Annotated in this window: 12 protein-coding genes; 10 read left to right on the top strand and 2 right to left on the bottom strand. The window is 64.5% G+C overall.

The features are described 5' to 3' along the window. The first annotated feature begins 190 nt into the window (after nucleotides 1–190). From B5V03_RS21430 to B5V03_RS21390, 9 genes are all read left to right on the top strand, one after another. Entirely contained in the window at nucleotides 191–1,186 is a 996-nt protein-coding gene (locus B5V03_RS21430; RefSeq protein WP_433995343.1) for a hypothetical protein, read from the top strand. Nucleotides 1,187–2,079: 893 nt separating this feature from the next. Further along, entirely contained in the window at nucleotides 2,080–3,237 is a 1,158-nt protein-coding gene (locus B5V03_RS21425) for a thiolase domain-containing protein (protein WP_129272365.1), read from the top strand. Beyond that, nucleotides 3,237–3,626: a Zn-ribbon domain-containing OB-fold protein gene (locus B5V03_RS21420; protein WP_129272364.1), complete on the top strand. Its 390-nt coding sequence runs from the start codon at nucleotides 3,237–3,239 to the stop codon at nucleotides 3,624–3,626. Before B5V03_RS21425 ends, B5V03_RS21420 begins: the two co-directional genes overlap by 1 nt. 261 nt (nucleotides 3,627–3,887) lie before the next feature. Then, nucleotides 3,888–4,748, top strand: a complete 861-nt coding sequence (locus tag B5V03_RS21415; RefSeq protein ID WP_129272363.1) for a MaoC family dehydratase — start codon at nucleotides 3,888–3,890, stop codon at nucleotides 4,746–4,748. Nucleotides 4,749–4,946: 198 nt separating this feature from the next. Beyond that, nucleotides 4,947–5,825 carry an SDR family oxidoreductase gene (locus B5V03_RS21410; protein WP_129272362.1) on the top strand — a complete coding sequence of 293 codons (879 nt, stop codon included), beginning with the start codon at nucleotides 4,947–4,949 and terminating at the stop codon, nucleotides 5,823–5,825. Nucleotides 5,826–5,853: 28 nt separating this feature from the next. Next, nucleotides 5,854–6,807 carry a dihydrodipicolinate synthase family protein gene (locus tag B5V03_RS21405; protein WP_129272361.1) on the top strand — a complete coding sequence of 318 codons (954 nt, stop codon included), beginning with the start codon at nucleotides 5,854–5,856 and terminating at the stop codon, nucleotides 6,805–6,807. 4 nt (nucleotides 6,808–6,811) lie between these two features. Then, complete coding sequence (locus B5V03_RS21400) at nucleotides 6,812–7,606, top strand: NUDIX hydrolase (protein WP_129272360.1); 795 nt, start codon at nucleotides 6,812–6,814, stop codon at nucleotides 7,604–7,606. Nucleotides 7,607–7,685: 79 nt separating this feature from the next. Next, nucleotides 7,686–8,600: a DMT family transporter gene (locus B5V03_RS21395; RefSeq protein WP_129272359.1), complete on the top strand. Its 915-nt coding sequence runs from the start codon at nucleotides 7,686–7,688 to the stop codon at nucleotides 8,598–8,600. Nucleotides 8,601–8,716: 116 nt separating this feature from the next. Further along, nucleotides 8,717–11,404: a PAS domain S-box protein gene (locus tag B5V03_RS21390; protein ID WP_129272358.1), complete on the top strand. Its 2,688-nt coding sequence runs from the start codon at nucleotides 8,717–8,719 to the stop codon at nucleotides 11,402–11,404. A gap of 1 nt (nucleotide 11,405) precedes the next feature. On the opposite strand, the gene B5V03_RS21385 is transcribed toward B5V03_RS21390, so the two are convergent. Next, nucleotides 11,406–11,759, bottom strand: coding sequence for a GrlR family regulatory protein (locus tag B5V03_RS21385; protein ID WP_063986297.1), 354 nt, complete (start codon nucleotides 11,757–11,759; stop codon nucleotides 11,406–11,408). 248 nt (nucleotides 11,760–12,007) lie between these two features. Here B5V03_RS21385 and B5V03_RS21380 point away from each other — a divergent pair, with 248 nt between their 5' ends. Continuing rightward, a complete protein-coding gene (locus tag B5V03_RS21380) occupies nucleotides 12,008–12,505 on the top strand; it encodes a hypothetical protein (RefSeq protein WP_129272357.1) in 498 nt (165 codons plus the stop codon). Nucleotides 12,506–12,562: 57 nt separating this feature from the next. Here the strand turns inward: B5V03_RS21380 and B5V03_RS21375 are convergent, their stop codons facing one another. Next, nucleotides 12,563–12,949: a VOC family protein gene (locus tag B5V03_RS21375; RefSeq protein WP_129272356.1), complete on the bottom strand. Its 387-nt coding sequence runs from the start codon at nucleotides 12,947–12,949 to the stop codon at nucleotides 12,563–12,565. Nucleotides 12,950–13,101 lie beyond the last annotated feature (152 nt).

The following is a 13,101-nucleotide window of genomic DNA, read 5'->3' as shown; positions in this document are numbered from 1 at the left end:
CTTGCGCCGTGCCCACCATCTCACCATGAGCAAAAGACGTGGGCACGCTTCGCTTTGCCCACCCTACAGACATGTTTGACAAAAGTTGCGCCAGCAGGATATCAGCAACTTGCGATAGTGAAGCGCGCCGGGCGACGTGGTCGTGCGCTAAGCGAGGCGGCGATCGATGTCATTGCGCAATGTGTTGATAGTGTTTTTGGCCGTCGGCGTGTTGGCGACGTTGGGGCTGTACTGGAATCAGCATGCCATCGAACGCGTCATGCGCGATGGCTACGGCGCCACGGGGAAAATCACTTCGGCCCAAGCCGTCTCGCCGCGATTTCCGTTCGTGTTCGACGGAGTCTGGCCGCGCTATGTCGACGAAAACCTGTCGATCGGATTGCAATGGACTGGACGGGATGGCGTTGCGCGCGAGCGCAAGGGCATCGCGGTCAGCGCCGCCTATGCGGCGCGGGTCACGGTTGGCAATCAGCTCAGGCTCCTGACGATTCCCATTCAGGTCGTTGACGACGATTCATCGCTTCCGGTGGCGGTTGAGGATCTCGACGACCATCTGAGCCATCTCCGGTCCCTGTCCGGCTTCATGCTGGCGGGAACAGCCATTTGCGCCGTCATCCTGTTGCCCGTGATCGGATGGCAGGCATGGTCGGCGCGTCGAGGCGGGCCCGGAAGCGCCGCAATCGCCAGCCGAGCGCGGCGTCCCTTTCCTTACACCCTCGCGCTGCTGGCCGCCGTGATGCTTTCATTCGGCGGCTACATGCTGGTGAGCTCCTATGCCGAGCAAGGCACGTTGAAGGAGATATTCGACCACGGCGATGAAGCGACTGCGGATATCACCCGTGCCTATGGTGAAGTGAACAAGGCCGGCGAGCCCCCGAGCTATCTCGTTACGCTAGCGTGGACCGACAGAAGCGGACAACAGCAGACCTACGGGCCGACCCATATCAGCCCGGCCTTCTGGCGGCAGATCACGCGTAACGGCGTTCAGACGGTCAGGCAGACCAGGATCCGCTATCTCACTGGCAGGCCGGATGCGCGGCCTCTCATCGTCGACGACGCGGCCGAACACCAATACCAGAACAGTTTTGGCGTGAAGGGCGGCGCTGCTTTCCTGGCCTTCGGCCTGATCCTGGCCGGGGTGATGCTGTTCTTCCGTTATCGCAGGCGTCCGAGTGCCAGCTCCTAGCTCGGGTGAGCGTAGCGACACCCGAGACGGTTTGCGCGGAATCTCCTGGATTCGCTGCGCTGATCCGGGCTGCACACCATCCCTTGCGTGGCCCGCCGGGCAAAACACCCATGCCGTGGGTCAATCCAGACGCGTAAAAACATTCCGCTTTACCGAAATTCGGAATTGTCGTATCCATCCGTCACCTCATCCCTCTCAGAGGGGCGTATCGCGATCGTCACGAAACGCGGGGTGAGTGGCGGTGGACGCGGGCTGCGTCGCACGAGCGATTGCTCGTGTACGACGGGCGCGGTTTCGCGTACGGCAAAATCGTGTGGTCCTGACGCCCGGGGTCTGTGCGTCAAGTCTTGCGGTTACTCGCAAAGGCGACGGGGGCAATAGTGCAACGCTCCCCGGGGAGAGCACGACATAAGCCGTAAAGCCACTGCGCAGGGAAGGCCGGATGTTTGGCCGCACCTGTATGCCGCTGTGCAGCCCCTTGTAGCGCAACCTTCGCACAGTGGACCGTGGGTGCCCAGCCGGCACCCGGTCTTCCCTGCGCCCTCTGTTTTCAGAGGGAGGCAAGACGGAGGCAAGGCTCGGGCAAAACATGCCGCGAGGATGCGGGGGTGTGTCTGCGAGCCAAGCTCTCGTGCCCCGGACGCGGCGCAGCGCGGAGCGGTGCGCTGCAGAGCCGGGGCCCAGAGCCTTCGTGCACCGGGTTCGCGGCCGCATGGGTCCCGGCTCTGCGCAGCAACGCTGGAGCGTTGCAGCGCGTCCGGGACACGAGAGCATCACCTCACTTGCGCCAACCCGCTGCCCTCTCGCCCGACGGAATATTTCCGCGCTTGCCAATCTGCCCAGTGCGGTTCAGAAAAAAGAGCCAAGAAGAAACGCGACCGGAGACCTCTGTTTTGACCATCAAGGGCAAGGCCTACATTGCCGGGATTTTCGAACACCCGACCCGGCATGCGCCGGACAAATCCACCGCCCAGCTCCATGCCGAGGTCGCCAAGGGCGCGATCGAGGATGCCGGGCTCAGCAAGGACGATGTCGACGGCTATTTCTGCGCAGGCGATGCGCCCGGCGGCGCCTGGCCGATGGTCGATTATCTCGGCTTGAACACCAAAAAGCTCCGCCACGTCGATTCCACCGAGACCGGCGGCTGTTCCTACATCATTCATCTCGGTCATGCCGCGGAAGCCATCGCCGCGGGCAGGTGCTCGATCGCGCTGATCACGCTCGCGGGCAAGCCGCGCACCGGCGCGATGCCGCCGCGTGCGGCCGGCGCCGAGGCCGATTTCGAGTCCGCTTACGGCGCGACCACGCACAATGCCTATGGCATGTGTGCCATGCGCCATATGCACGACTATGGCACCACCAGCGAGCAGCTCGCCTGGATCAAGGTCGCGGCCTCCCATCACGCGCAATACAATCCGCATGCGATGCTCAAGGACGTCGTCACCGTCGAGGACGTCCTGAACTCGCCGATGATCTCCGATCCCCTGCATCGCATGGATTGCTGCGTCGTCTCCGACGGCGGCGGCGCGCTGATCGTGACGACGCCGGAGATAGCGAAGAGCCTGAAGAAGCCGCTGGTCAAGTTGATCGGCCATGGCGAGGCGATGAAGGGCCCGCGCGGCGGCAAGGATCTCGATCTCACGTATTCCGCCGGCATCTGGTCCGGCCCGCGTGCGTTCGCCGAAGCCGGCATTACGCCGCAGGATATCAAATACGCCTCGATCTACGACAGCTTCACCATCACGGTGCTGATGCAGCTCGAGGACCTCGGCTTCTGCAAGAAGGGCGAGGGCGGCAAGTTCGTCGCCGACGGCAATCTGATCTCGGGCGTCGGCAAGCTCCCGTTCAACACCGACGGCGGCGGTCTCTGCAGCAACCACCCGGTCAACCGCGGCGGCATGACCAAGATCATCGAGGCCGTGCGGCAGCTGCGCGGCGAGGCGCATCCGAAGGTGCAGGTCAAGAATTGCGATCTCGCCATCGCTCACGGCACCGGCGGCCTCCTGGGTGTTCGCCACGCCGCCTCGACGGCCATTCTGGAGCGCGTGTGATGAGCGAAGCAAAGAAGTATCCCGCCCCGGTGACCAATCCGGAGACTGCCGCGTTTTGGGACGCCGCCAGCCGCGGCAAGTTCATGATCAAACGCTGCACGGCGTGCGGCGAAGCGCATTACTTCCCGCGTTCGATCTGCCCGTTCTGCTACTCCGACAAAACGGTGTGGGAGGAAGCGTCGGGCGAGGGCACGATCTACACCTGGAGCCTGATGCGGAAGTCGCCGACCGGCCCTTACGCCATCGGCTACGTCACGCTGAAGGAGGGGCCGTCGGTGCAGACCAATTTCGTCGACTGCGATCTCGAGAAGCTCAAGATCGGCCAGAAGGTGAAGGTGGTGTTCAAGCCGACCGACGGCGCCCCGCTGCCGTTCTTTACGCCGGCCTGATTGCTTTCTTCCTTCCCCCTTGTGGGGGAAGGTGGCATAGGCCGCCTCCGGCGGCCGTTCTAAAAATGGACGCCGAAGCGAAGCTTCGGCTACGGCGCCGGATGAGGGGTATCGCTCCGCAGAGAGACTTTCACTGCGGAGCCGACCCCTCACCCAAACGAGTTTGTTGCGGGCAGCATTCTGGCCCTCTCCCACAAGGGGAGAGGGCACATCAATAGGCGCCGCCGCCCGCTGAAAGAACGCCGGGAGGAAACACACAAAATGTCCGCCAGATACGAAGAGCTCAAAGCCCTCAAAAACCTCGGCCAGAAATATGCCTACAGCGATCGCGAGGTCATGCTCTACGCCTACGGTATCGGCCTCGGCGCCGATCCGATGGATGAGAAAGAACTCGCTTTCGTCAACGAAGGCACGCTGACGCCGCGGCCGCTGAAAGTTGTGCCGACCTTCGCCTCCGTCGCAGCGTGGGGCTCGGGGCCCGGCGAGATGAACCTCAATCGTGTGATGGTGGTGGACGGCGAGCGCGACATCACCTTCCACCAGCCGCTGCCGGTGGCCGCGCACATCACCGCGGACTCCTCCGTTATCGAGGTCTACGACAAGGGCAAGGACAAGGGTGTCGTGATCGCTCACCAGACCGTGCTGAAGAACGAGAAGGGCGAGAAGCTGGCTACGCTCGTTGCCTCGCGTTTCGCCCGCGGCGACGGCGGGTTCGGCGGGCCCAACCTGACCCAGCCTGATCCGCACAAGATTCCACCGCGCGCGCCAGACAAGACCATCGACATCGTCACGCGCCCGGACCAGGCGCTGGTCTATCGCCTCTGCGGCGACCGCAATCCGCTGCACTCGGATCCCGAGTTCGCCAAGAAGGCCGGCTTCCCGCGCCCGATCCTGCACGGCATGTGCACCTACGGCATCACCTGCCGCGGCGTGCTGCAGACCTATGCTGATTATGACGCCAGCGCCTTCCGCCAGCACGTCGCGCGGTTCTCTTCGCCGGTCTATCCCGGCGAGACTGTGACCATGGACCTCTGGAAGGACGGCAACACGATCTCGTTCGAAGCCAAGGTGAAGGCGAGGGGCGTCACCGTGATCAAGAACGGCAAGGCGGTGTTGGGTTAGGGCAGTCTCGTGCCCCGGACGCAGCGCAGCGCCATAAGCGCGTCTACGCGCGTCTTCGACGCACTATGGTGGTGCGCTGCAGAGCCGGGGCCCAGCGAGCCTGAGCGAAGAAAGAACTGGGTCCCGGCTCTGCGACGCAGCGTTTCACGCTGCATCGCGTCCGGGACACGCAAGAAAAACCAACAGGGAGAAGCCACCATGGGACTACTCGATGGCAAGGTTGCGCTGATCACCGGCGCGGGCGGGGGGCTCGGTGAGGCCTATGCAAAGCTGTTCGCGCGGGAAGGGGCGTCCATCGTCGTCAACGATCTCGGCGGCCCCCGTGACGGCTCCGGCGCCGACAAGTCGATGGCGCAGACGGTGGTCGACGCGATCAAGGCCGAGGGCGGCAAGGCGGTCGCCAACGGCGCCGACATCTCCACCATGGAAGGCGGACAGTCGCTGTTCGACGACGCCATCAAGCACTTTGGCCGCGCCGACATCCTCGTCAACAACGCCGGCATCCTGCGCGACCAGACCTTTTCCAAGGCTTCCGAATCCGACTGGGACAAGGTCATCAAGGTGCATCTGAAGGGTACCTTTTGTTGCACCATGCCGGTGTTTCGCTGGATGCGGGAAAACGGCGGCGGCGTCATCGTCAACACCTCCTCGACGTCAGGCCTGATCGGCAATTTCGGCCAGACCAATTACGGTGCGGCCAAGGGCGGCATCTGGGGTCTGTCCAACGTGCTGGCGATCGAGGGCCGGAAATACAACATCCGGATCTGGACTCTGGCCCCGGGCGCCCTGACCCGCATGACCGCAGACCTGCCCCGCTATAAGGAGAACCCCTCGGCGGCGCTGGGGCCGGACGGCATCGCGCCGGCCGTGCTATACATGGTCAGCGATTTGTCGGGCGATCAGACCGGCAAGGTGCTGGGTGTGTCCGGGCCCCGCGGTGTGCGCGAAATGCGGATGATGGAAATGGAAGGCTGGAAACCGCCGCACACGGGCTGGAACGCCCGGGACATCGCTGAGCATGCCAAGGAGATCTTCTTCTCCGACGAGCAGATCAAGATGGGCGCGAGGCGGTTTTAGCCATCGACAGAGAGAAACAAGGACAACGATGAAACTGACCGCCGACGCCAAGGGCACCTTCGCAATCGCGCCGACGCCGTTCCACGACGACGGCCGGATCGACGAACGCTCGATCGATCGCCTGACCGACTTCTACGAGGAGGTCGGCTGCGACGGTGTCACCGTGCTCGGCATTCTCGGTGAGGCGCCGAAGCTCGACGCCGTCGAGGCCGAGCAGGTCGCGGTGCGCTTCGTCAAGCGCGCCAAAAAGATGCAGGTGATCGTCGGCGTCTCCGCACCGGGCTTTGCCACCATGCGTTCGCTGGCCAAGGCCTCGATGGATGCAGGCGCCGCCGGCGTCATGATCGCGCCGCCGCCCTCGCTTCGCACCGACGACCAGATCGTCGGCTATTACAAGCAGGCGGCCGAGGCGATCGGGCCTGATGTGCCCTGGGTGCTGCAGGACTATCCGCTGACCTTGCAGGTGATCTTCACCCCCGCGGTCATCCGCAAGATCGTCATGGACAATCCGAACTGCGTGATGCTCAAGCATGAGGACTGGCCGGGGCTGGAGAAGATCACGACCCTGCGCGGTTTCCAGAAGGACGGCTCGCTCCGTCCGCTCTCGATCCTCTGCGGCAATGGCGGTACGTTCCTCGACTTCGAGATGGAGCGCGGCGCCGACGGTGCCATGACCGGCTATGCTTTCCCGGAGCTTCTGATCGACGTCGTGAACCTCTCGAAGGCCGGCAAGCGCGATGCCGCGCATGATCTGTTCGACGCCCACCTGCCGCTGATCCGTTACGAGCAGCAGCCCGGTGCCGGCCTTGCCGTGCGCAAATACGTGCTGCAGAAGCGCGGGATCATCTCGTCCAGCGCCCAGCGCAAGCCCGGCGCGACCATCACGCCGACGGCGAAGGCCGAGGTCGAGTATCTGCTGTCGCGCGTCGCCCGCATCGACAAGCGCGCCAATCTCGGCCCGCAATCCAGCGCCGCAGGCTAGTTGAATGCCCGAGACATCAGCATCACGCCCGGCCTCGACGATCCTTCTGCTCCGTGACGGAGCGAAGGAAGTTGAGGTGTTCATGATGGTCCGCCATCATCAGATCGAGTTCAACTCCGGCGCGCTGGTGTTTCCGGGCGGCAGCGTCGATGCCGGTGATCAGGAGATCGTCAAGCGGTCCGACCTGTATTCGGGTGGCGAGGGCCTGAGTGAATCGGATCGCGGTTTTCGGATCGCCGCGATCCGCGAGACCTTTGAGGAGAGCGGCATTTTGCTGGCGCGGTCGAAGGATTCGGGCGCACCGGTCGATGCCAAGTGCGCCGGCGAGATCGCCGATGCGCATCGCGTCGCGCTCAACGAGCACAAGATCAGCTTCCTCAGCATCTTGGCCGACAACGGCCTCCAGCTAGCGCTCGACACGCTCGTACCTTACGCGCACTGGATCACGCCGGAGGGCATGCCGAAGCGGTTCGACACCTGGTTCTTTCTCGCCGCGGCACCGCCCGACCAGCTCGGTGCCCATGATGGCCGCGAGTCCACCGACTCGATCTGGGTGTCAGCACGCGAAGCAGTGGAGGGCGGCGAGAGCGGTCGCTTCAAGCTGCCGTTCCCGACCACCCGCAATCTGATCCGGCTTGCCAAGCAGCCAAACGTGAGCACCGCGCTCGACCATGCCAAGGGAATGTCCATCGTCACGGTGATGCCGGTGATGACCAAGACCGAAACCGGCCGCCAGCTTCGCATCCCCCGCGAGGCCGGCTATGACGGCGAGGTGTTCGAGGTCGGCGCGGTCGGCTAGGACACTTCGACACGCAACGAAGTATTGGCGACCACGGACGCGCTAGGTTCCATCCATCGCGGAATGGACGGGACGCATCATGGACATCAGGCAGGACACCAACATCGCCGTCGAACTGGCGCTGCTGGTCGCGCTCGCAACACTGTGGGGCGGCTCCTACACCTTCATCAAGCTCGGTGTCGCCACCATTCCGCCGATCACGCTGATTGCGGCCCGCACGGCGATTGCGGGCCTGCTGCTGCTCGTCGTGATGTGGGCGCGCGGCGTCAGGATGCCCGCGGATGCCGCGACCTGGCAGCGCTTCGCCTTCCAGGCCGTGCTCAACAGCGTCATCCCCTGGACGCTGATCGCCTGGGGTGAGCGCCACGTCGATGCCGCGCTCGCCACCATCCTCAACTCGGCCGGGCCGATTTTTACCTTCCTGCTGACGGCGGTCGTCACTCGCCACGAGGTGACGAGCCCGCGAAAGCTGTTCGGAGTCGTGGCGGGCATGGCCGGCATCCTGCTGATCGTCGGCGTCGATGCCTTTCAGGACATCGGCAGCGGCCTCGTCGCGGAGGCGGCGATTGTCGCCGCCACCATCTGCTATGCCTGCGCCGCGATCTTCGGCCGGAGCTTTAAAGGCCTCGATCCCATGGCGCCCGCCGCCGGCTCGCTGCTAACAGGCGCGGCCGCGCTGATCCCGGCCTCGCTGATCGTCGAGCAGCCCTGGACGCTGACGCCCTCGCTGAGCTCAGTCCTGGCGCTGCTGGCACTTGCGACCTTTTCGACCGCTGCGGCCTTCGCAATCTACTTCCGCCTGATCCAGACGCTCGGCTCGGTCGGGACCACCGCGCAGGCCTATCTGCGCGTCCCCATCGGGGTCGCCATCAGCGTCGCCTTCCTCGGGGAAAGCCTGAGCCAGACGGCCTGGGTCGGCCTGGCCTGCGTCGTCCTCGGCGTCGCCGCCATGACGATCCCGGCCCGGCGGGCGGCCAGCGTCAAAACGTCATAAAGCCAGGCGATCGTGCCGCGATATTAAGGATATTTGGCAGCCCCAGGCATGTTCCCCCGGGGCCGCAATACGTCGTATATTGGGCCCTCCAGTAGCCCGGTTCCTCAAAAGCCCCAATGTCCGCCGAATTGACGCCGACCCCTGAGAAAAAGCGAACATTCTCGCTCTCCATCGGCCAGCTCACCTTCGGCAGCTTCCTCCTGGTGCTGGCGGTGATCATCGTCACCTCGACCGCGAGCGTGATCGCGATCCGGCACATCGACACGACCTTCGCCGAGTTGCAGCGGCTCCAGAGCGTCGGCGACCTCGCCGAGGACATCGACCGCCGCATGAACGAATTGCGGCTCGCCGCGCGCGACTTCGTCACCGATCCCGGCGCCGGCATCCAGTTCAAGCAGGTGGGCGAGGCGGCCTCGACGCTGAGCGATATCCTGAAGAAGACCCGCATCGAGCTCGCTCCCGAGCAGCAGGACATGATCGACGGCGTCACCGAGCGCCTTGCGACCTATCGCAATGGCCTTGAGCGGATCTCGACCCTGATCGACCGCCGCGCCCAGCTGCTCGCCGGGCTGCCGCCGTTGCGTGACCAGTTCGACGCGGCCGTCGGAGCCACGGCGGACCGCGAGCTGGCCTCCCGCCTGTCGGAGGCACAAAGCCGGATCGCGCTCGGGCTGCTCGCGCGCAACCCGTCCGCGGCGGAGCAGGCTGCGCAGAACATGCGGACGATGGACATCGCGGATGCCAAATTGAGGGCGGCGGTGAACGACTACGCCGAGGCGATCATTGCGGTGGCGGTCCGGGAAAGGCAGATCGCCGATATCGACCGCGAGGTGCTGGGCACCGAGGGCCGGCTGATCGGCCGCGTCACCGAATTGCTGCGCGAGGTCAGCGCAAGGCGTGGTCACGTGCTGTCGCGCGATTTCGCCCGCACGCTGACCGAGGCGCGATGGCAGAGCATCGTGTTCGGGACCATCGGCGTGCTGATCGGCATGGTCGCGGCCGCCTTCGTGGTGCGGCGGACGGTTCGGCCGCTGGCGAAGATCGCAAGGTCGATCCGCGCGCTCGCCGCCGGCGAGAAAGACACCTCGATCCCGTCCGCCGACCTCGACAACGAGATCGGCGACATCGCACGCGCCGCCGAAGTGTTCCGCCGCGCGCTGGAGGAGGCCGACACCGCGCGCGAGGCGGCCGTGCGCGCGCTCACCGAGCAGCGGCTGGCCGAAGAGAGCTATCGAAAGCTGTTCGAGGGTTCGGTCGACGGCATCTATGTCACGACGCCGTCCGGCGATCTCCTCAACGCCAATCCGGCGCTGGCGCGGATGATGGGCTATGACAGCCCGCAACAGCTGATCGAGAGCATCAACGACATCGCCCACACCATCTACGTCCATCCTGAGGCGCGCGTCGAATATCAGCGGCTGATGACGCGCGACGGCATCGTGCGCGAGTTCGAGTACCAGGTGCGCCAGCGCAGCGGCAATATCCTGTGGCTTTCCGACAGCGCCACCGGCGTGCGGGACGAGGCCGGCAACATCGTCCGCTACGAGGGCACGCTGCGCGACATCACCGACCAGAAGCGGGCGGAAGACGCCATCGCCGAAGGACGGCGGCTGCTCCAGCAGGTCATCGACACCGTGCCCGCGGTCATCAACGTCAAGGACCGCGATCTGCGCTATGTCTTGATGAACCGCTACATGGCCGGCATCTTCGGCATCGAGCCCGGCGACGCGCTCGGCCGCACCACGGCGGACCTGATGTCGCGCTATGGCGCGGCCAAGACCGACGAGAACGACAAGCGCGTGCTCAGCCTCCGCAAGGGGCTCGGCTTCTACGAGGAAGAATACAAGGATGCCTCCGGCAACATGCGGCAATGGCTGGTCAACAAGCTGCCGCTGCTCGATGCCGAGGGCGAGATCGAGCGGATCGTGACCGTGGCGCTCGACATCGGCGAGCGCAAGCGCGGCGAGCAGGAAATGCGCAAGGCCAAGGAATCCGCCGAGACCGCGCTGCGCAATCTGCGCGAGACCCAGGCCTCGCTGATCGAGGCGGAGAAGCTCGCTGCGCTCGGACGTCTCGTCGCGGGCGTCGCGCACGAGGTCAACAATCCCGTCGGCATCAGCCTCACGGTCGCCTCCGCGCTGGAGCGCAAGACCGCGATGTTCACGTCGGAAGTGGAGCGCGGCGAGCTTCGCCGCTCCACGCTCAACGACTTCCTCAACACCAGCCGCGATGCATCCTCGCAGCTCGTCTCCAATCTCAACCGCGCCGCCGAGCTGATCCAGTCGTTCAAGCAGGTCGCCGCCGACCGCAACTATTCGGACCAGCGCTCATTCGATCTCGGCGATCTCACCGAGCAGGTGGTGATGAGCCTGCGGCCGGGACTGCGCAAACACAATCTGACGCTCAATGTCGAGTGCCAGCCCGATCTGACGATGAACAGCTATCCCGGCCCGTATGGTCAGGTGCTGACCAATCTGTTTCTCAATTCGGTGGCGCACGCCTTCCCCGACGGCCGCCCCGGGACCATCGACATCCAGGTGCGCGCGTCCGGCAAGGACAATGTCGAGATCATCTTTTCCGATAATGGCTGCGGCATGTCGCTCGACGTTCGCCGCCGCGCATTCGATCCGTTCTTCACCACAAGACGCGATCAGGGCGGTACCGGCCTTGGGCTGCACATCGTCTACAGCATCGTTACCAACCGGCTTGGCGGGCGACTCGATCTCGATTCAGAGCAAGGCGAGGGGACGCGCATCCAGATCATCCTGCCGCGCACCGCGCCGCTGGAGCAGGCCGCGGAGTGATCTAATCGGCCTCTGCGAGCTTGTGCAGGGTGGCGCCGAAAATCAGGCTCGCCTTGCCGACCAGCGCAGTGCCCGTCATCTCCGCGCGCGTATCCGTGTAGGTCCCGCTGACGCCGATGCCGACCGGGGCAGGGCCGCCGAACAGTGGATTGTCGTCGCCTCGCGGCGAGGTGTGCCGTTGCACTAGCACCTCGCCTTTGAAGGTATGGTCGTCCTTCACCACGTAGCTGCCGGTGTAATAGAGGTAGGCATCGCCGCCGAGGATCTTGCCGTCGCGGAAAAGAATCACGCCGCTGCCCTTGCCGACTCGACCATCGAGCAGGTTGACGTGGATCGAATAGAGGCCGTTCTTCATAACGTCCCGAGGCCGGCCGCCATCGCCCAGTGGCGTAACCGGTAGCGCTTTTATGCCAAAGCGCATCCCCTGGCGCAACGTGGCAGTTTGCGGTTGGCAAGTCTTCAAACCGTAATTGTCCCGGCTTGTCTGTGACGCACTTATGACTGTCTCATCATGGGGCGAGGCTGACAGTTGCGAATCAGAGTTGGCCCGCAACATGCATAACCATAGTTGCACTGGCCGCGGGGTGCTGGAGCAAGACAAACGTGAGCAACTGGATCTATTCCGGCGGCAATGAGCCGCGTCTGTACAGTGCGCGTTCCACGACATGCAAAAGCGAAAAATGGAGGACAGGCAACGCGACACGCTGGCGAAGCGTGACGAGGCTGGCTTGCGCCATGGCTCTGATCGCGCTCGCAGCCCCTTTGGGGCATGCACGCGACCGCGGTCAGTTCGTCAACACCAATGCCGAATTGAAGGCCTGGTTCGACGGCCTGCGCAGCGGCAAGGGGCCATGCTGCTCGGATGCCGACGGCTCGGCGCTCTCGGACTCCGACTGGGACAGCAAGGACGGACACTATCGTGTCCGCGTCCCGCGCCTCGGCTACGTGCTCGATGGTCAGCAGCAGGAGCTGGTCTGGGTCGACGTGCCGGAGGAGGCCGTGATCTCTGAGCCGAACCGGGTCGGGCGCACCATGGTCTGGCCGATCTACGGCTACATGGGCGTGACCATCCGCTGCTTTATGCCCGGTAGCATGACATAAGCGCGCCAGGCGGCATGCCGCCAAGCCTCGCTGTTACCTGATGCGGCTCGTGCCGCGTCAGGTATATTTCTTGTCGCGCTCGAGCAGCTCGATGGAGATGCCTTCGGGGCCGCGGATGAAGCAGATGCGTACGCCGGGGCGGATCGTCGTCGGCTCGCGCGTGAAGGTGACGCCCTTGGCCTTGATCTCGGCCGCGACGGCGTCGATGTCCTTTACCGTGAGTCCGAAATGGTCGAGGCCCTGATGCGGGTGCGGCGGCGGCGGGTTGACGGCGTTGTCGCCCTCGAGCGACGCGATGAAGATTTTTGCGCCGCCGAGATTCACGTCGATCCGTCCCGGCGCGCGCACGACCTCGCCACCGAGGATGTCCTGCAGCCAGGCCGCCGTGGCCTCCGGATCGGGGCTGCGCAGATGGACGTGATCCCAGGTGACGGCGACTGGCATTTCATGTTCTCCCAACGGGGGCTTTGGATGTTGCGGCGCATGTTAGCGGCCTCAGGCAGTGATCGCTACCGTCCTTGCCGACTCGCATGAAGCGCGGGAACCTTAGTTCGTGTGCCGGATTAAGGTAAGCAGTGGTCTGGTCCGTCGTCGAA

Source organism: Bradyrhizobium betae (genome assembly GCF_004123905.1).
GTDB classification, from domain to species: Bacteria; Pseudomonadota; Alphaproteobacteria; order Rhizobiales; family Xanthobacteraceae; genus Bradyrhizobium; species Bradyrhizobium betae_A.
This window is presented reverse-complemented; position numbering and strand designations above follow the sequence as displayed.